This window comes from Limosilactobacillus caccae (assembly GCF_900156885.1).
Taxonomy (GTDB): domain Bacteria; phylum Bacillota; class Bacilli; order Lactobacillales; family Lactobacillaceae; genus Limosilactobacillus; species Limosilactobacillus caccae.
The window spans coordinates 56,610-74,998 of record NZ_FTOY01000011.1; the positions used below are offsets into that span (position 1 = coordinate 56,610).

Genomic DNA, 18,389 nt, shown 5'->3' on the forward strand with positions numbered 1-18,389 from the left:
ATTTTTATTTTTAACTAACGGAATTCACCTAAGTAATATAGTTCGGAGCTGGCTAATTATGTTACAGCCGAAGATTCGACGAGAAGCTCCTAACATATCACTTAAGATTATATAGAGCATGATTGCTAAGCCACCAAAGATTCCTGCTTCAAGGAAGGCAAGAACTTTGCCGTCAGGAATGAGGACGAGGTTGGCGAGCTGGTGCATCGCAAGGATAATTAAGGCAAAGATAATATTAACGATGAAGATTGGAGCCATTTGTCGGTAGTCAAGATGATAAGCGTGTTGTAGATTAGTATAGACTAATGTAGCGACAACAAGGAAAGCAATATCAGTAGCAATAATTGCTCCCATTCCCTGCATCCAAAATACTAACGGGTACTGAAAAACGAGTTTAACTACTAAACCGATTACGAGATATTTAACCGCTTGCTTGCTGTTATGGAGGGCCTGCATAATTGTTAGACCATTAATTGTGAGAGCTACTAGCAGGCTTTGGATGAGGTTAGCTTGAAGAAACGAGCTACCAATATGACTTGGCGAGAAGAAAACTAGGTAAACCTCATATGCAATGGTGTATAGAATAATAACAGCTGGAAGTAGGATGTAGAGAAGATAATTCAAATTTTGTAAAAGTGTCTTCCTTACGGCAGCTGGTCCATTGCCTTGTTCTGCGGCGAGTAATGGTAGACTAGTTTCAGGAATCGAGAGGGCTAGTGAGATTACGACAGTGGTGATCTTAGCAGGATTAGCAGAAAACATTGTAAAGGTTGTCTGGGTGACTACCGAACTCAAGTGCAGCGGTCCTTCCATAATCTGTTTGAAGAAAAATTGATCGATTAGTTGCATAATAGTAGTTCCTGCGCCAATCAAGAGAAAAGGGAGGGACTCCATCGCAATTGTTAGTGCTAGTTTTTGATGATTAATCGATTTTGCTGTTGGTAAATTATTATCAAGTGGGAAGTTATCATTCTTATGCTGATGGTAGTACCGAAGGAGGTAGAGGTAACTAGCAATTTCCCCGATAAAGGCAGCGAAGACACTTAGTTGAACACCAACAATAAAGTTCATTTTTAGTACTTCGATCACAAAATAAGTCACCGCAAGGATGAATAGGACGCGGACGAATTGTTCAATTAGCTGGGAAATTCCAAAGGGCTTGAGATCCTGGTTCCCTTGAAACCATCCCCGCAAAATACTCATGGACGGAATAATGATAATTGCCGGAACGACCATTCGTACAGCAAGAATGGCACTACTTTTTGAAACAACAGGGCTAGAGGCAGCGATTAACGGTGCGAGGGCATACATCAATATTCCACAGATTATTCCTGAGATTATCATTAAAATGAAGGTAAAGCGGAACAGCCGTTTACTTTCATCATAATGTCCCTGATTATTATAGGTTGATACACGCCGGGCAATGGCTGAAGGGAAGCCAGCTGTTCCTAGTGAAATAAAGAGGGCATAAGGAGTATAGGCAGTATTAAACAGTGCCTGGGCAGCGTCGATGTTTTGTGCTGACCCAATCATCATTAGCCAGGGGATGAGGTAGACGACTCCTAACACACGGGAAATAATACTGCCAAAGGACATCCAAAAGGACCCGCTTAACAATTTTTTATTCATGTTCGAACCTTCTTGTAAATAACGTAAGTCTTTATTCTAGTTCACGCTCCCTTAGAAATAAAGAGCAAAAGGGAAAAATTAATTAGTATTGGGTAACAAAAAAGCGAGGCAATTCCGCCTCGCTTTTTAGCAGCTAAAGATAAATTTAAGCCAACGTTCCCATTGGATCCCATGGCTTCAAAACAACAGGTTCCTTAGCGTAGTCACGCTTCAAGTCGTCACTAAGGTACTTCTTATTGATCACTACTTGATAGCAGTACTTATCCATCCAGTCATCGCTCATGACGAAGTAACCCTTCTTACCAACCTTGTTACCCCATGAGTTTTCAACCTTCCACTTGGTTGGTTTGCCATCAACGAGGTCGACCCCGGTGATAACCATGGCGTGGTCCATCATGCTTTGACCGTAATCAAGAGCATCTGCCTTCGTCATTTCAAGGTCGATGTCGAAGAGTTTTTCATAGTCATAGGTGTTGAGGGCCATGATCCCGAGCTTGGTTTCAGAGTACTTAACGACATCTGAACCGAACCATACACTTTCGCCGTTCTTTAATTGCTCAATGGCAAGCCGCTTAAATTCATCCATTGGTAAGTTCAAGTGCTTGATTTCCCGGCCACCGACAACATTACCGAGCATGTCAATCGTGTAAGTTTGGTGGTACTTCTTGTCAGCGGTTGGCGCCTGGATGATTGAGATGTAGTCGTCCAGGTTCCAGCCAACGTATTTCTTGAAGAAGTCCTGTGGTGTTAAATTCGTGTCCCGGTGGAATTCATTGTCCTTCTTTGTCCGGTATTCAAAGTCAAAGTGGCTGACTGGTTCACCAAAGGCATATGAAAGGATCCGGTAGTTTTCGTTTAACATTTCCCGAATCTTAACCGCTAGGGTATCCTTATCGGCCTTGTCCTCATTAACCATCTTCCGCAGGATAACGGCATCGTGCCGCAGCTTATTGTTTAAGACTTCGTCGATTCCGCGGGAGTTATTGGAATTAAATGATTCGGGCATTGCGGATTTTGGCATCACCCCGTATTTTTCGATTAGGGCAACGAGCATGTCCCACTGGCCACCGTCGTTTTGTGGTTCGGCCATTAACCAGGCTACTTTCCGGCTATCGGCAGGCTTCTTGGCGGTCTTTAAAACGTTTTGGTAGAAGTAGTTTGCCTTTTCAAACTTGTCCCAGAAGAATTGGTAGGACTGGGATAATTCAAAGTTGTCAGGCAAGTTAAGTTTGTGTTGCATGTCGTGACGCATCGTGTTTAATGCGGCAAACATCCAGCAACGACCAGATTGCTTCTGGTCAGCAACGTCCCCCGTCTTCAAGTCAATGGAGAAGTGGGGGTCGTTGTCGGCAATTGAATGCCAGTTGAAGCTAGCATTGCGGACACCGTTCTTCGTAACGGCGTTTTCTAAAACTTTACTATCACGACGGTCGCAATAATCCTGGTGGAAGCTTGCGATGTCGTCCTTACTGATTGAAAAACTCATTATTAGGATCTCCTTTTTAATCAAAAACTAGTCACGGGCGTGAAGAACTTTTGGCCCTTCAGGGGTACCAACGATTACGTCATTGACCCGGTTTAAGAACAACCCGGTTTCAACAACCCCCACCATGTGGATCAGTTCGTTTGCCAATTCCTGTGGTTGGTCGATTTCGCCGAGGTGGAGGTCAATGATAAAGTTCTTTTCGTCAGTCCGGTACTTTTGGTCACCATCCATCCGCCATGATGGTTTGTAGCCCTTCTTTTCGAGGCGGTTGAAGACGTGTTGAGCGCCAAATGGAATTACTTCAACAGGAAGGGGGAAGGCACCGAGTTGGTGGACGAGCTTACTTTCATCAACAATCCACATTACCTTGCTGGATGCATCAGCAACGATCTTTTCCCACAAGAGGGCGCCACCGCCACCCTTAATTCCTTGGAAGTCATCACTAATCTCGTCGGCCCCGTCGATGGTTAAGTCGATGTGGTCAACCTCGTCGATATCCTTGATTGTAATACCGAGGTCAGTAGCTTGCTTAGCGGTCCGGCTAGAGGTAGTTACCCCAATGATATCCTTAATCTTGCCTTCTTGAACTTGCTTACCAAGTTCGTCAACCATGTATTTAACGGTTGAACCAGTCCCTAAGCCGACAATCATGCCGGACTTGATGTACTTGACTGATTCTTTCCCTGTTTGTTCCTTTAGTGCGTTTTGATCCATTCCTCATTCCTCCTAATTAAAACGGTCAGCAGGTGCGAGCAACTGCTGGTATTCCGGATGTAACTTAAACTGCCGAACGGCATACGGACACATTAGCTTAACCGTATACTGTTGCTCAGTGGCATATTCGACAAAGCGCCGAACGAGTTCGCCAGCAATTCCTTGCCCCCGGTAGTCCGGGTGGACGAATACTCGTTCAACAACGACACGATTCTCAGTGCCGGCGACGGCTGGAAAGCTGATTTCGCCGGCAAATGGTTCATGGTCATCAAAGGCAACGATGCGCTGACCATCAATTCGATATTGCATATCATCACATCCATTCAATTACAATTTTCGATAAACTACTTTTAAAAGTCAAGTAATCAAAGCAATACCAATCAATTCTTATATATCTTATAATAGGTTACTAGAAAATAATATGGGTAAAAATTAATGAGGTGAAGATAATGAAACGTGGATTTAAGATTATTTCAAGCAAGCAGGACCAGGACCTTCATTTACCGCAACGGCAAACGGCGGGAGCAGCGGGTTATGACTTTGAGGCATCGGAGGACTTTGTCTTGCCATCAATTTGGAAGGGCAACTTCATCAAGGCCCTTTGGCAGATTCACCAGCAAAAGCAGCTGACCGATGGTGAATTTAAGGCCGCTGATGCATCGTTGAAGCCATATTTAGTCCCAACCGGGATTAAGGCCTACATGCAGCCAGATGAGTTCTTGCTCCTCGCTGACCGGTCGAGTGGTCCCCTTAAGCGGCGGCTGGTCTTGCCTAACGGGGTCGGAATCGTTGATGCTGATTATTACGACAACGACAGTAATGAAGGAGAAATCTTCTTCCAGCTAATTAACTATGGCCTGCGCGATTACCATGTCAAAAAGGGTGAACGAATTGGGCAGGGGATCTTCATGCCATACCTGACAGCAGATGATGAGGAAAAGCCACAGGCGCAACGGACCGGCGGCTTTGGCTCAACAAAGAAGTAATTTTATTTAGAAGGGAATTGATGAGATGGCAAAGGTACGGACACAATATGTTTGCCAAAACTGTGGCTATAATTCGCCGCGTTACCTGGGACGGTGCCCTAATTGTGGGGAATGGAATTCACTAGTCGAAGAACAAGTTGAGAGCAGTAGTGGGCAAGCCAGTAAAAAGGCGACGACCACATTAACCGGCTTAGTTGCCAAGCCACAAAAGATTAACGAAATTAACAGCAAGGAAATGCCACGGGTCAAGACAAAACTGAACGAACTTAACCGGGTGCTTGGTGGTGGAATTGTGCCTGGTTCCTTGATCTTGATCGGTGGGGACCCGGGAATTGGTAAGTCGACCCTCCTCCTCCAAGTTTCTGGGCAGTTAAGCGATGAGCACCACCGGGTCTTATATGTGTCGGGGGAAGAAAGTGGTAACCAGATTAAGATGCGGGCAGAACGACTGAGTGTTGCGGGGGATGAGTTCTATGTTTATCCCGAAACCAACATGGATATCATCCGCGATACCATCCGCGAATTAAAGCCAGAGTATGTGGTGATTGACTCGGTCCAGACAATGATGGCGACCGACGTTAGTTCAGCGATCGGTAGTGTCTCCCAGATTAGGGAAGTCACCGCCCAGTTGATGCAGATTGCCAAGAGCAATAACATTACCATCTTTGTCGTCGGGCATGTAACGAAGGGTGGCGCTATCGCTGGGCCAAAGATTCTGGAACACATGGTTGATACAGTGCTCTACTTTGAAGGGGACCTCCACCACACCTACCGGATTTTGCGGTCAGTTAAGAACCGGTTCGGCTCAACCAATGAATTGGGAATCTTCGAGATGCATACTAACGGGCTGACCGAGGTGAAAAACCCGTCGGAGATTTTCTTAGAAGAGCGACTCCAGGATGCTACTGGTTCGGCCGTCGTCGTTTCATTAGAAGGGACGCGCCCTATCTTGGTCGAAATCCAGGCCCTGGTCACCCCGACGGTTTATGGAAATGCCCAGCGAACTGCTACCGGATTGAACCGAAATCGGGTATCATTGATAATGGCGGTGCTAGAAAAACGGGCCAACCTGATGTTGCAAAACCAAGATGCGTATTTGAAAGCGGCTGGTGGTGTCAAGTTAGACGAGCCAGCAATTGACTTGGCGATTGCAGTCAGCATTGCCTCAAGTTACCGGGATAAGGGAACGCGGGCAACGGATGCCTTTGTTGGCGAAGTTGGCTTGACCGGCGAGATTCGGCGGGTTAACCGGATCGAACAACGGGTCGCTGAAGCCGAAAAGTTAGGCTTTCAACGGATCTTTATTCCCAAAAATAACTTGAAGGGCTGGCAACCATCCACTAACATTCAAGTAGTGGGGGTTTCGACTTTGCGGGAGGCCCTCCACCTAGCATTAGGCTAAATATTATAATGAAAGGATGAAGCAAATGCGGCGTAGGATAATTTATGCGATCTATATTCTCGTCGGCGCAGCAGTTGGATTTTACTATCTTCCCTTACTGTGGGACGTAGTTAACATTTCACTAGACCGCGCATTGCTGGTCTTTATTGATGTTATTATCGGTGCAATTATTTTTTGGCTTATATCACTTCCACTGGTTGGCGTGACGGAAAAGATGATTCAGCGGATTGAAAAAGAGCTGACTAAGCGCAGCCCAATCTACTTGTTCTTTGGGACCTTGCTGACAATTGTCGGCCTGATCTTAGCAGTCCTCATTTCAATTCCATTATGGCGGACTCAGATTCCGGTGATCAATAACATCTTGCCGATTATCTTGATGATTATCTTTAGCTACTTTGGTTTTCGCATCGGGACGACCCGTCTCGATGAATGGCGGAAGATGTTCGCCCACGCAAGAAATCCGAAGGCTGATAACCAGAGCAAAAATGTAATCAAGCAACAGGATGCTAACTACCACCATTACAAGATCCTTGATACCAACATCTTGATTGATGGGCGGATCTATGACCTGGTGAAGACTGGTTTTCTGGAAGGGACGCTACTGGTTCCCAACTTTGTGTTGTACGAGTTGCAATACATCGCTGATTCCGGCGAAAACATCAAGCGTGTTCGAGGCCGGCGCGGTCTCGACATCTTGAATAAGTTGCGCAGCGAAAATATTGTTCCAATTGAGATGTATGATGGTGACTTTGAGGATATCCCCGAAGTAGACAGCAAGCTCATTGCCCTCGCCAAGAAGGTCGATGGGGTAATCGTCACGAATGACTACAACCTAAATAAGGTTATCCAGTTCCAAAACGTGCAGGTGCTCAATATTAATAACCTAGCGAAGTCACTTCGTCCCCGGGTAATCCCCGGTGAAAAGATGACGGTGGTCGTTGTTAAGAAGGGGACAGAGCGGCAACAAGGGGTTGCTTACCTTGATGACGGAACGATGGTTGTTGTTGAAGATGGCCGTTACTTCATGAATAAGCGGATTGAAGTTGAAGTTACTAGTGCCTTGCAGACAGACGCTGGGCGGATGATTTTTGCCCGGCCACTTCATTCCCAACGCGGAATTGATGAACATGTTGATAAGGATAAAAAAGCAAATAATAACAATAAATAATAAAAAGCTGTGATGCCAAAATTGCGCTGGCATCACAGCTTTTTTATAAAGATATGACAAAAATATCATATCTTAAAAAATAAATTTGTGGACCGAGTGACCGTCGTTATGCGATTTGTCAAAAGTCCATTTTTCTTTATATGTTGAAAAGTGAAAAAGGGGAAGCTATCATTTAATATAGTTAAAGATGCTGGATGGGCACTTTACTAATACTAGTGATATATAACAATCTAGGAGGAGTTAAAATTGTTATCTGCAAATAATCAAAACAACGATTTCACTGCTGAAGGAGTCGCAAAGCAACGTGAAACTATTAAGAAGTTAACTGTTGGTGTATCATCAATCCTTTTGGGACTTACCTTTGCCGGGGTTACTAATGCACATGCGGACACGAATGCTCCAGTAACTAATGATACTGAAAGCAATTCTATTGTTTCTGCTGATCAAATGATCAACGCTAATGCAAATACGCAGGTTCTTAAGACTGCTACTAATTCTGCAGCAGACTCAGCAGTTAGTGCAAACGCTGGTTCTGCCGTAGCAAGTTCAACAGTTGCTAACCAATCTGCAGTTGCCTTAAACGCTGCTAGCGCTGCTTCAGCAGTTGCTGAAAACTCAGCTGCTAACGATGTTAAGACACCGGTAGCTGACAGCTACGAAGCCGCTGTTAATGCTGCTGTTGATGCAACTTCTGCTAATACTAAGGTTGAAGCTGCCGCAACAAGTGCTACTAGTGATGCCGCTTCAAGCGCAACTGTTAAGGACGAAGCAACCAGCACGGACGACTTAAACAGTGCTTCTGCAGTTAAGGACGACGAAGCTGCTAAGACACCAGCTCCAGAAGAACAATTAGAAGTTGCACCAGTTCAAATGACGCAATACGATGCACAACCATACAGTGAAGCACAACGGGAAGCTAACGCTCAAGCTGGTCAACAAATCGTTAACGATGTTGTTTCTGTCTTCACTGCTACTACTATCTCTGGTAAGATCGGCGCAGGAATCAACTTCGTTAAGGACACTATTAGTTTGATTGCTCGTCACCCACTTGCTTACCAACGTTACCAAAACATGACGGCACGGCAAATTCGTTACGCTAACCGTCAACACGACTTGGCAATGAAGGAATTGAAGATGAAGCAACAACACAAGCCACAATGGCAAATCAACTTTGTTATTTGGCAACAACGTCAATTATCAAATTGGCAACACAACTTGGAAATCCAACGTCAAACGATGATTGGCTACTTGAAGGCTGACATTAACGCCAACGCTAATGCATTTGCCTAATCCAGCGAATGTAATAGAAAAAGACTGGGAAATTTAATTTTCACCAGTCTTTTTTATTGGTCATAATTAGCAAAAAATAGCGGCAGCTCGGGAAGAAGCTGCCGCTATTGGGAGTATTACGATAATCTTGGGGGAGATTTCGTAAAAAGAAAATATTTTTTTCGGTTACTATTGGGAGGAGTAATTGAAAAATAATAGGTTTCATTGATGTAGTAAAGGAATATCTTTACTACGCTTTATATAATATCAGTATAATGTGAAGAAAGTATGACCAAAAGGTAAAAAATTGTTGCAGCGTTTTATGATGCTGAATTAACCCGGAATGTGGTAAGATTAAGGGTGATTTTAATTCTTAAGGAGCGGATAGACATGCTAACAATCTATAATACGTTAACGAGAAAAAAAGAAGAATTTAAGCCATTGCATCCCGGGGTTGTTAACATGTATGTCTGTGGTCCGACGGTGTATAACTACATCCATATTGGGAACGCCCGTAGCGCAATTGCTTTTGATACGGTGCGCCGCTATCTTGAGTATAAGGGGTACCGGGTTAACTACGTGTCAAACTTCACCGATGTCGATGACAAGATGATCAAGGCTGCTGCGGAACAGGGGATTACGGTTCCAGAATTAGCCGATAAGTATATTAAGGCCTTTATGGAAGATACTGCGGCAGTTAACATTGAACCGGCAACGCTACATCCCCGGGCAACGGAAAACATTGCAGATATCATTAAATTTGTCGAGGGGTTAATCGAAAAAGGTTATGCCTACGAGAGTGATGGCGATGTCTACTACCGGGCACGGAAGTTTGCGCACTATGGTCAGCTTTCCGGCCAGTCAATTGATGACTTGGAAGTAGGGGCGAGCGAGCACGTGAGCGCCGATGAAGTAAATAAGAAGGAAGACCCGATGGACTTTGCCCTATGGAAGGCTGCTAAGCCCGGTGAAATCAGTTGGGATTCGCCGTGGGGTAAGGGGCGTCCTGGCTGGCATATTGAGTGCTCGGTAATGTCGACCAAGTACCTTGCCAAGACGATTGATATCCATGCCGGTGGACAGGATCTTGAATTTCCCCACCACGAAAATGAAATTGCCCAGAGTGAAGCGGAAAATGGCCAACAATTCGTCCGCTACTGGATGCACAATGGCTTCGTGACGATCGGCAAGGACAATGAAAAGATGAGTAAATCCCTCCATAACTTCATTACCGTTCACGATATCATCAAGGAAGTCGACCCGCAGGTATTGCGCTTCTTCATGGCAACGACCCAGTACCGGCGGCCAATCCAGTACAGTGAAGACAACCTGACGGATGCTCAAAACAACCTTAACCACATCCAAACGGCCTTTGATAACTTGACCTACCGGGAAAAGGATGCCGCTGACGTTGTTGATGACAAGGTGACGGCTAAATTAGCGGCGTTTAAGGACAGCTTTACGGCGGCAATGGATGACGACATCAACGTCCAAAATGGAATCGCGACGGTTTACGAACTGGTCAAGTATGCAAACGTCTATGCCCAGCAGGAAACGGTCAGCCTACCAGCATTAAAGGCGATTGAAGAAGAAATTTCCACCCTGATGAGCATCTTCGGGGTGAAGATCACTGCTAGTGACAACCAAATTGATGATGAAGAGATTAAACAACTGATTGAAGAACGGAACCAGGCACGGAAGAACAAGGATTTTGCCCGGAGTGACCAAATCCGAGATGATTTGAAGAAACAGGGGATTATCCTAGAGGACACGCCACAGGGAACCCGTTACAAGAAGGAATAGAAAGGACTTTTATGGAACAAGCAGATTACCGCCAACTAAATGGGATCGCCCTCGCTTACTTGGGCGATGCCGTCTATGAAGTGTTTATCCGGCAGCACCTCTTGAGTAAGGGGATGAGCAAGCCGACCAAGTTACAGCATATCGCTACCCACTATGTTTCAGCCAAGGCACAGGCCGCGCTGATTGATTTGATGAAAGAGGACAAAATCTTAGATGACGAAGAGTGGTCCTACTTTAAGCGGGGGCGGAATGCCAATAGCCATACCCATGCGAAGAATACCTCGGTGTTAACCTACCGGATGTCGACGGGCTTTGAAGCGATGATGGGTTACTTGCAGTTGGCCGGGAAACAAGACCGGTTAGCGGAGTTAGCACAGTGGTGCATTGAACAAGTAGAAGCGGGGCGGACAGCATATGAAAAATGAAAAGACAGACTTTATTATCGGCCGGCACCCAGCGGTAATGGCCTTGAAGTCGGACCAGGAAATTAATAAGGTCTTTATCCAATCAGGCTTAAAAGCCGATGCAATTTCGCAAATTATTAAGCTAGCAAAGGAAAAACGGCTGGTTGTCTCCAACGTGCCAAAAAACAAGCTCGACCTGATGACCGACCACCAAAACCACCAGGGGGTTGCCCTAGCGGTAGCCGCCTACCAGTACGCGACGATTGATGACCTGTTTGATAACGCGGCCAAGCATGATGAGGACCCATTCTTCTTAATCTTAGACGAACTAGAAGATCCACATAACCTGGGGTCGATTATCCGGACGGCTGATGCCGCGGGGGTTCACGGGATCATCATCCCCCGCCGGCGGGCAGTAGGATTGACTTCAGTGGTGGCAAAGACCTCCACCGGGGCGATTGAACACGTCCCGGTTGCCCGGGTTACCAACCTGGTGCAGACGGCCAAGGAATTGCAAGAGCGGGGAGTTTGGCTGTTTGGGACTGACATGAAGGGCAAGGATTACCGGACCTGGGATGCCCACGGGGCGGTTGCCTTAGTGATTGGTAATGAAGGAAAAGGGATCTCATCCTTATTAAAGAAGACCTGTGATGAGATGCTGACGATTCCGATGGTTGGGCATGTGCAAAGCCTAAACGCTAGTGTGGCGGCTAGCTTATTGATTTACCAAGGCTTTAATTCACGGCACCCACTAGCAAAGTAATTACGGATTGTGCATAAAATGCAACACACATAACATTTGAATACGGATTTTCCAGTTTCGGGGATGGAGCTTCCAGGAAAGGTAGGTTTTACTCATCGAAACAACGATCCGCCAAAGAGAGCTACCGACGGGATTAATTATCCTGATTGTTGCTCTCTTTTTCTTTACCCTCCCGCTGACAGCTTTAGCGGATAATCGTGACGTTTTAGACCGGGCGAATGTTCTTGATTCGTCGGCAGAACAAAAGATAGAAAATATTAATAAGGACCAACTAAAAGATGTTAATGGTGCTCACCCTCAAATTGCTGTGATAACAGTTAAAGGGACCGGTGATGACACGATTGAAGACTATGCCCAGAAGCAATTTGATAAATATCATTTTGGCCAAAAAGATCGGGATAATGGGGTGTTATTAGTAGTTGATGTAACAAATCATCAAGTACGAATGCAGACCGGTTATGGACTAGAGGCCAAGGTCCCTGATGCCTATATCGATGACTTGTTGACTAAGCAGGTCAAAAACGAGCTGAAAAGCAAGGACTACTCAACGGCGACCGTTACAATGGTGCAAAAACTAGCTGATCGAATTACTGGTAAAGATAATAATTCAAGTGAAGGAAAGGTAGTTGACCAAGCGCAGGTCCTTAACCAAGCAGAAATTAGCCGCCAGCTAGAGCAAGCTAATCAGAAATTAGCAACTAAATATGTGCATAGTCAGCTAACTGTCGTAACGACCAATAAAGTGAATGATGATCTGACGGCGACAGGGAAATTTAATTATCAATATGATCGATTAAAGCTTGGCGAAGGTGATGATAATCGAAATATGCTCCTCTATCTTAACCCGGCAGAGCAAGAGATCGCCCTTTATTTTCCCAACTCGACGTACGTCACCAAATATATTAATGCTAACTTGCAAAAGGAGATTCCAGCAAACTTTACTGATTGTAACCAGTTAGTTAGTGCTTGGTTGAATGAAATTCCCCAACAGATGAATACGATTGGTAGTGATGCCGCCGCGATGTATCGTTATCACATTAACGACCGGGCTGGTATTTTGACCAATGCCGAGCAGCAACAAATCAGGCGGAATTTGAAAAAGGCTGATTTTATTAATACTTTTGGGTCAGTTGGTTTAGTAACAGTTGATGGGACAAGCAATCAGAGCCTTGAACAACTTGCTAGACAACAGTATGACTTGACTTACTTTAACTATTACGATCAAAAACTCTTTTCTTCGCCGTCACAGGATAACTTACCCACCAATGAAAACAGTATGCTCATTGTTTATGACAAGAAAAGTGCTAAGTATGCCATCCATATTGGTGCCGAATTGAAAAAAGAAAAATTATCCCAGCAGAAAGTACAGGAATTTGTTACGCAGGCCCAAAAGAAATACCCAGATTCACTTGTTAACCAAGTTGCTTACATTACAAAATCGAGTAATGCCGTCATTGACCACAATTTGAATGCGGATGATGGGGAAAGCTGGTGGGCTAAACTTTTGCTTGGTAATTGGTTGGCCCCTGGAATTTTCTTAGCGTTAATACTGGTTGGCACAATCTTTGGCGAAAGACTTAATTTTGATGATCATGATAATGATTCTTCAAGCGGCAGTGATAGTTTTGGCGGTTCAGGTGGTTCGTCTGGTGGTGGTGGCGGAACCGGTAGCTGGTAAAATGAGTGCTGAAAGTTGGAGCAGCTGTTGACATGATGGAAAAAGCTGGAAAGATTTTCTGGCTTCTTTTCCTCTTGGACTCTGCAGATAGCTGGCAGGCGCTGTATATTATTAGTAAGGAATTGAAAGGACTGACAGATTATGCCAAAGATTGATCTTGATTTTGTAGAAAAGTTGACCCTCCAGGAACGGGCAGACCTCGTTTCCGGCAAAGACTTCTGGTTCACTGCGAAAGTTTCCGGGGTGGATAAAATGATGATGACTGATGGCCCGTCTGGGTTGCGGAAGCAGGAACAAACAGGCGATGCATTGGGGATTAATAATTCCGTCGATGCCGTCTGCTTCCCGTCGTCAGCACTGACGGCCAGTTCTTTTGATGACCAAATGCTATACCAGCTTGGTGAACACCTGGGAATTGCTGCTAACGCTGAACATATCGGTGTTTTGCTTGGCCCAGGAGTGAACATTAAACGGAGTCCGTTAGCTGGCCGGAATTTTGAATATTTTGCCGAAGAACCATTGCTGGCCGGGCGTATGGGCGTGGCTTATGTCAAGGGGGTACAGAGCAAGGGAGTCGGCGTCAGCGTCAAACACTTTGCGGCCAATAACCGGGAAAACCAGCGCTTTACCTCGTCCTCGAATGTCGATGAGCGGGCACTGCGGGAGGTCTACCTGGCTCAGTTTGAGCAGATTGTGAAAAAGGCCCACCCTGCCACAATCATGTGCTCGTATAACCGACTTAACGGGACGCTGAACTCTCAAAACCAGCGGCTCCTAACGGATATCCTCCGCAATGAGTGGGGCTTTGCTGGGGTAGTGATGTCCGACTGGGGGGCTGTCGCGGACCACGTTGCCGCAATTAAGGCCGGCCTTGACCTTGAAATGCCTGGTAAAGGAGCGGTCTCTAGTAAAGAGATTATTGCCGCGGTAAATGAGGGCCGCCTAGAAGAATCGACCCTTAACCGTTCCGCATTACGAGTGCTTAAAATGGCGGCGAAGTACAGTCAGACAAACCAACCAGCTGTCACATATGATAAACGAGAACAGCATGAGTTTGCCCGGCAAGCGGCGGATGACGGAATTGTCCTCCTGAAAAATGAGGGGAACTTGTTGCCCCTGTCCGCTGAAGAATCGCTCGCAATTATCGGTGAATTGGCAGAAAAGCCCCGTTATGAAGGTGGCGGTAGTTCGCATGTTAACGCCCATAATGTTGTTACTCCACTAGCGGCCGCTCCTGCTAACAGTGCATACGCTCCTGGATATTCGCTCAGTGGTGACCAGGTTGATCCAGGGGCCGCCCTTGAATTGGCGAAGGAAAAGGACATTGTTATCTTCTTTGCTGGTTTTCCTGAAGAAATGGAAACGGAGGGCTTTGATAAGCAGACAATTGACTTGCCAACTGACCAGGTGGCCCTCCTTGATGAGATTTTGAAGGTGAACTCCCGGGTAATCGTTGTCTTACAAAACGGCTCGGTCGTTGCAATGCCATGGGCAAACCGGGTGCCCGCAATCGTGGAAACCTACCTGGCAGGGGAAGCAGTAGGTGAAGCTACTTGGGATATATTGACAGGAGCGGTAAACCCGTCCGGAAAACTAGCAGAAAGCTTCCCGTTGCGCCTTGCTGACAACCCGACCTATGGGACCTTTGACGCTAATCATGACAACGAGAACTACTACGAAGGGATCTTTGTCGGTTACCGTTATTATGACCTTCACCAGTTGCCGGTCCGCTTTCCGTTTGGTCATGGGCTTAGCTATACGAAGTTTGCTTATCGGGACCTGCAGATTGTTGAAAAAGCCGACCATGTCCAACTTAGCTTTAAGGTTAAAAATATAGGTGTGCGAGCTGGTAAAGACGTTCCCCAGGTTTATGTCGGCAACCGGGCGAGCCGGGTGGAGGTGCCGGTGTGGACACTGGCCCAGTTTAACAAGGTCGCCTTGCAAGCGGGTGAGGAAAAGACGGTCACCATGGACCTATCCCGGCGGGCCTTTAGTTGGTATAACGCCGCGGAACAGCGCTGGGAGGCTGATAATGGTACTTACGAGATCGCGGTAGGTCATTCTTCACGGGACTTGGTGCTTATTAGCTCTTTTGACCTGACGATCGGGGTCGACCCGTTAGCAAAGATTACTGGTGAGACTTATGTCGGTGAATTGTTAGCGATGAAGTCACAGAAAGTGACAGCTGCCCTTAAAAAGGCAGGGATGATGGCAATAATTAAACAGGCCATTGCAACACCAGACGCGGCCGCAATCTTTAACAATATTCCATTACGGTCATTGACGATGACGGGGATTAAGCATGAGCAGATTGCAAATTTCTTACGTGATGTTAATGACTAGGGTCGATTTGGTATGGTATATTTTTAAATAGCACAAAAGTTAAATATGGGTTTTCCAGTTTCGGGGATGGAGCTTCTAGGAAAGGTAGGTTTTATTCATCGAGACGGCAATCCAACGAAGAGGGTTACCGCAAAGCATCGTTGCTTTGATTGTTGTAGCCCTTTTATTATTTTTATGATGATGTTAAGGGGCGGTCATACATTTTAGGTGAGACGGCAGAACGTAAGGATGAACAGATTAACGAGCAGCAGTTTGATAAGTGCTATCGAGTTGATGATCAAGCGGGCGTCCTTACGGTTGGTCAGGTAGAAAAAGTAAACAGCAATATTTTGATAAAAAGCCCGCAAAAAAGCTACTTAAATTTGGTGAGGCTGGTCAGTCCGCACTATTACTAGTCTGGGACTTAATTTTGTTACTAGCCTCCTCAGTGGAAAAGATGGTAACGATCGCGGCACTGATGGTGGACCACCAGTTGGTAAATTTAACGAGGAGATGAGTTAATGAATAAGAAAGTATCTCGATGGATCATTATTATTGTAGTAGTTTTGCTAATCGGCGGTGGGAGCAGTGCATGGATACAAACGAGCAACCGCCTCAATGCTGAGCAACAGGTTTACCAGGCGCAGTGGTCACAGGTCGAAAATCAAATGCAGCGGCGCTACGACCTTATTCCTAATGTTGTTGCATCAGTGAAAGGAGACATGCATCAGGAACAAAGAGTATTTGATAGCATCGCCAAGGCACGATCAAACTATGCTAAGGCAACGAATACAACTGATAAAATGAAGGCCGATGCGCAAGTTAATAGTTCGGTGGGCAACTTGATTAGTGTCATCCACGAGCGTTATCCGCAACTTAACTCAGATAAACGAGTCCATGAGTTGATCTTAGAACTAGAAGGATCAGAAAATCGGATTAGTGTTGAACGGCAACGTTATATTCGCGATGTCCAAGCATATAATTTATCGATTATGAACTTCCCCAGCTCCATCGTTGCTAAAGCAAAAGGGATGAAGCCACAATCCTATTACCAAGCAACAAAGGATGCCCAAAAAGCACCTGCAGTAGACTTAGATAATTAATTTCGTCCCTTAGTTGCTTTTAACCAGTAATTCGTGCTAATGTATTTACTGTGTGGAGGTGACTAGTATGTCCCAGAAAAAAGTCGCTTTGGAATGTACGAAGTGCGGTGCGCACAACTACACGATCACCGCTAACCCTCAACGACAGGAACGTTTAGAATTACGCAAGTTCTGCAAGCATTGTGGGGAATACACGATGCACCGTGAAAGCAGATAGGTGGAGGAAAACATGATTAAATTTATTAAGAGTGTTAACCACGAAATGAAGCTGGTTGTATGGCCAACAGCAAAGGAAAACCGTCGCGATACGACAATTGTTGTCACCCTGACGCTTTTCTTTGTCCTGTTCTTTGCTCTGTTTGACTGGTTAATTCAATTATTAATGAAACTCTTTGTTTAACATTGGTAGTCAAATAGATTTTTGTCTGTTATACTAATTTTTGAGGAACTTCGTAGCTATACGAGGTTTTTTATTTTACGACAAATTGCAAATAAGATGATAGGAGGATTCATCGTGGAATCACATGAAAAGCGTTGGTATGTGCTCCATACCTACTCTGGTTACGAAAACCGTGTTAAGAGCAACTTGGAATCGCGGGCCCAATCAATGGGGATGCAAGACTACATCTTCCGGGTGGTTGTTCCTGAAGAAGAAGTTCGCCAAGTAAAAGACGGCCAAGCAAAGGAAACGATTGAAAAGACCTTCCCCGGCTACGTTTTAGTGGAAATGGTTATGACTGACCAAGCTTGGTACATTGCTCGGAACACGCCAGGGGTAACAGGTTTCTTAGGTTCTCACGGTGGTGGTTCAAAGCCAACTCCATTACTTCCAGAAGAAGTAGAACGGATCATGAAGCGGATGGGGACCGAGACGACGGTTAGCGACATTGATGTTAAGGAAGGCGACACGATTAAGGTAATCGCCGGCTCATTCGCTAACATGACGGCCAAGGTAATCGAAGTTGACCATGAAAAGCAAAAGTTAAAGGCAACTGTTGAGATGTTTGGTCGAGAAACGGTTGCTGAACTTGGCTTTGACCAGGTCGATACGTTTGATGATTAAGAAAGTCTCTTGAAAATGATGATGAATTGTGGTATGTTACCAAGGTATGCTATTAACATACTGTGGGAGAGGTAAAAATTACTGCCTCATCATGACCACAACACGGACTAAGGAGGTTTTGTCTCGTGGCAAAGAAAGTAGCTAACGTTGTCAAGTTGCAAATTCCTGCCGGTGCAGCTACACCAGCTCCACCAGTAGGTCCAGCACTTGGGCAAGCAGGTATTAACATTATGGGCTTCACTAAGGAATTCAACGCACGGACTGCAGACCAAAAGGGTATGCTGATCCCAGTTGTAATTACCGTATATGAGGACCGTTCATTCGACTTCATTACTAAGACGCCACCTGCTGCTGTCTTACTGAAGAAGGCCGCTGGTGTTGAAAAGGGTTCCGGTGAACCTAACACTAACAAGGTTGCTAAGGTAACCAAGGACCAAGTTAAGGAAATCGCCGAAACTAAGATGCAAGATCTAAACGCAGCTGACGTAGAAGCAGCTATGCGCATGATTGAAGGTACTGCTCGGAGCATGGGCTTCACTGTTGAAGGCTAATTGCTAGCAGTCCGGATGGTTTATGAAAGTAACCCATCCCCGTGGGAG

General features: G+C 45.6%; 19 protein-coding genes. 15 read left to right on the top strand and 4 right to left on the bottom strand.

Going from position 1 to position 18,389, the window contains the following annotated elements; translation table 11 throughout:
* Nucleotides 1-24 precede the first annotated feature (24 nt).
* The 4 genes from CZ502_RS06325 to CZ502_RS06340 form a co-directional block, all read right to left on the bottom strand.
* On the bottom strand, nt 25-1,629 hold the full coding sequence (locus CZ502_RS06325) for a putative polysaccharide biosynthesis protein (protein WP_076460707.1): 1,605 nt from the start codon (nt 1,627-1,629) through the stop codon (nt 25-27).
* A 145-nt stretch (nt 1,630-1,774) separates the two neighbouring features.
* Nucleotides 1,775-3,115: a C1 family peptidase gene (locus CZ502_RS06330; protein ID WP_076460709.1), complete on the bottom strand. Its 1,341-nt coding sequence runs from the start codon at nt 3,113-3,115 to the stop codon at nt 1,775-1,777.
* Nucleotides 3,116-3,142: 27 nt separating this feature from the next.
* Nucleotides 3,143-3,829, bottom strand: coding sequence for a ribose-5-phosphate isomerase RpiA (gene rpiA / locus CZ502_RS06335; RefSeq protein ID WP_076460711.1), 687 nt, complete (start codon nt 3,827-3,829; stop codon nt 3,143-3,145).
* Nucleotides 3,830-3,841: 12 nt separating this feature from the next.
* Nucleotides 3,842-4,138, bottom strand: coding sequence for a GNAT family N-acetyltransferase (locus tag CZ502_RS06340; RefSeq protein WP_076460713.1), 297 nt, complete (start codon nt 4,136-4,138; stop codon nt 3,842-3,844).
* A 140-nt stretch (nt 4,139-4,278) separates the two neighbouring features.
* Between CZ502_RS06340 and CZ502_RS06345 the strand changes: the two genes are divergently transcribed.
* From CZ502_RS06345 to rplK, 15 genes are all read left to right on the top strand, one after another.
* Entirely contained in the window at nt 4,279-4,815 is a 537-nt protein-coding gene (locus CZ502_RS06345) for a dCTP deaminase/dUTPase family protein (RefSeq protein WP_076460715.1), read from the top strand.
* Nucleotides 4,816-4,840: 25 nt separating this feature from the next.
* Nucleotides 4,841-6,217, top strand: a complete 1,377-nt coding sequence (gene radA, locus CZ502_RS06350; protein ID WP_076460717.1) for a DNA repair protein RadA — start codon at nt 4,841-4,843, stop codon at nt 6,215-6,217.
* Nucleotides 6,218-6,242: 25 nt separating this feature from the next.
* A complete protein-coding gene (locus tag CZ502_RS06355) occupies nt 6,243-7,385 on the top strand; it encodes a PIN/TRAM domain-containing protein (protein ID WP_076460719.1) in 1,143 nt (380 codons plus the stop codon).
* A gap of 246 nt (nt 7,386-7,631) precedes the next feature.
* Nucleotides 7,632-8,675 (top strand): YSIRK-type signal peptide-containing protein, encoded by a 1,044-nt coding sequence (locus CZ502_RS06360; RefSeq protein WP_076460722.1) that lies wholly within the window; start codon nt 7,632-7,634, stop codon nt 8,673-8,675.
* A gap of 369 nt (nt 8,676-9,044) precedes the next feature.
* Nucleotides 9,045-10,457 carry a cysteine--tRNA ligase gene (gene cysS, locus CZ502_RS06370; protein WP_076460725.1) on the top strand — a complete coding sequence of 471 codons (1,413 nt, stop codon included), beginning with the start codon at nt 9,045-9,047 and terminating at the stop codon, nt 10,455-10,457.
* A gap of 11 nt (nt 10,458-10,468) precedes the next feature.
* Nucleotides 10,469-10,882 carry a Mini-ribonuclease 3 gene (locus CZ502_RS06375; RefSeq protein ID WP_076460727.1) on the top strand — a complete coding sequence of 138 codons (414 nt, stop codon included), beginning with the start codon at nt 10,469-10,471 and terminating at the stop codon, nt 10,880-10,882.
* Entirely contained in the window at nt 10,872-11,624 is a 753-nt protein-coding gene (gene rlmB / locus CZ502_RS06380; protein WP_076460729.1) for a 23S rRNA (guanosine(2251)-2'-O)-methyltransferase RlmB, read from the top strand. Before CZ502_RS06375 ends, rlmB begins: the two co-directional genes overlap by 11 nt.
* Nucleotides 11,625-11,799: 175 nt before the next feature.
* Nucleotides 11,800-13,302 (top strand): TPM domain-containing protein, encoded by a 1,503-nt coding sequence (locus CZ502_RS06385; RefSeq protein WP_255372240.1) that lies wholly within the window; start codon nt 11,800-11,802, stop codon nt 13,300-13,302.
* Nucleotides 13,303-13,307: 5 nt separating this feature from the next.
* Nucleotides 13,308-13,457, top strand: coding sequence for a hypothetical protein (locus CZ502_RS10690; protein WP_159434557.1), 150 nt, complete (start codon nt 13,308-13,310; stop codon nt 13,455-13,457).
* Nucleotides 13,444-15,645: a glycoside hydrolase family 3 C-terminal domain-containing protein gene (locus tag CZ502_RS06390; RefSeq protein ID WP_076460733.1), complete on the top strand. Its 2,202-nt coding sequence runs from the start codon at nt 13,444-13,446 to the stop codon at nt 15,643-15,645. Before CZ502_RS10690 ends, CZ502_RS06390 begins: the two co-directional genes overlap by 14 nt.
* A 500-nt stretch (nt 15,646-16,145) precedes the next feature.
* Nucleotides 16,146-16,727 carry a LemA family protein gene (locus CZ502_RS06395; protein WP_076460735.1) on the top strand — a complete coding sequence of 194 codons (582 nt, stop codon included), beginning with the start codon at nt 16,146-16,148 and terminating at the stop codon, nt 16,725-16,727.
* A 67-nt stretch (nt 16,728-16,794) separates the two neighbouring features.
* On the top strand, nt 16,795-16,944 hold the full coding sequence (gene rpmG, locus CZ502_RS06400; protein WP_076460737.1) for a 50S ribosomal protein L33: 150 nt from the start codon (nt 16,795-16,797) through the stop codon (nt 16,942-16,944).
* Between the two features lie 12 nt (nt 16,945-16,956).
* The gene (gene secE / locus CZ502_RS06405; protein ID WP_076460739.1) at nt 16,957-17,127 is read left to right on the top strand and encodes a preprotein translocase subunit SecE; all 171 of its coding nucleotides are present in this window, start codon (nt 16,957-16,959) and stop codon (nt 17,125-17,127) included.
* A 114-nt stretch (nt 17,128-17,241) separates the two neighbouring features.
* Entirely contained in the window at nt 17,242-17,790 is a 549-nt protein-coding gene (gene nusG, locus CZ502_RS06410; RefSeq protein ID WP_076460741.1) for a transcription termination/antitermination protein NusG, read from the top strand.
* 125 nt (nt 17,791-17,915) lie between these two features.
* A complete protein-coding gene (rplK, locus tag CZ502_RS06415) occupies nt 17,916-18,341 on the top strand; it encodes a 50S ribosomal protein L11 (RefSeq protein ID WP_076460743.1) in 426 nt (141 codons plus the stop codon).
* The last annotated feature ends 48 nt before the right edge of the window (nt 18,342-18,389 follow it).

Bases quoted from the DNA above. Each gene is read 5' to 3' on its own strand.
- CZ502_RS06375 (WP_076460727.1), top strand. From the start codon at position 10,469: ATGGAACAAGCAGATTACCGCCAACTAAATGGGATCGCCCTCGCTTAC.
- rlmB (WP_076460729.1), top strand. From the start codon at position 10,872: ATGAAAAATGAAAAGACAGACTTTATTATCGGCCGGCACCCAGCGGTA.
- rpiA (WP_076460711.1), bottom strand. From the start codon at position 3,829: ATGGATCAAAACGCACTAAAGGAACAAACAGGGAAAGAATCAGTCAAG.
- CZ502_RS06395 (WP_076460735.1), top strand. From the start codon at position 16,146: ATGAATAAGAAAGTATCTCGATGGATCATTATTATTGTAGTAGTTTTG.
- cysS (WP_076460725.1), top strand. From the start codon at position 9,045: ATGCTAACAATCTATAATACGTTAACGAGAAAAAAAGAAGAATTTAAG.
- CZ502_RS06340 (WP_076460713.1), bottom strand. From the start codon at position 4,138: ATGCAATATCGAATTGATGGTCAGCGCATCGTTGCCTTTGATGACCAT.
- CZ502_RS06390 (WP_076460733.1), top strand. From the start codon at position 13,444: ATGCCAAAGATTGATCTTGATTTTGTAGAAAAGTTGACCCTCCAGGAA.
- CZ502_RS06345 (WP_076460715.1), top strand. From the start codon at position 4,279: ATGAAACGTGGATTTAAGATTATTTCAAGCAAGCAGGACCAGGACCTT.
- CZ502_RS06325 (WP_076460707.1), bottom strand. From the start codon at position 1,629: ATGAATAAAAAATTGTTAAGCGGGTCCTTTTGGATGTCCTTTGGCAGT.
- radA (WP_076460717.1), top strand. From the start codon at position 4,841: ATGGCAAAGGTACGGACACAATATGTTTGCCAAAACTGTGGCTATAAT.
- CZ502_RS06355 (WP_076460719.1), top strand. From the start codon at position 6,243: ATGCGGCGTAGGATAATTTATGCGATCTATATTCTCGTCGGCGCAGCA.
- CZ502_RS06330 (WP_076460709.1), bottom strand. From the start codon at position 3,115: ATGAGTTTTTCAATCAGTAAGGACGACATCGCAAGCTTCCACCAGGAT.
- secE (WP_076460739.1), top strand. From the start codon at position 16,957: ATGATTAAATTTATTAAGAGTGTTAACCACGAAATGAAGCTGGTTGTA.
- rpmG (WP_076460737.1), top strand. From the start codon at position 16,795: ATGTCCCAGAAAAAAGTCGCTTTGGAATGTACGAAGTGCGGTGCGCAC.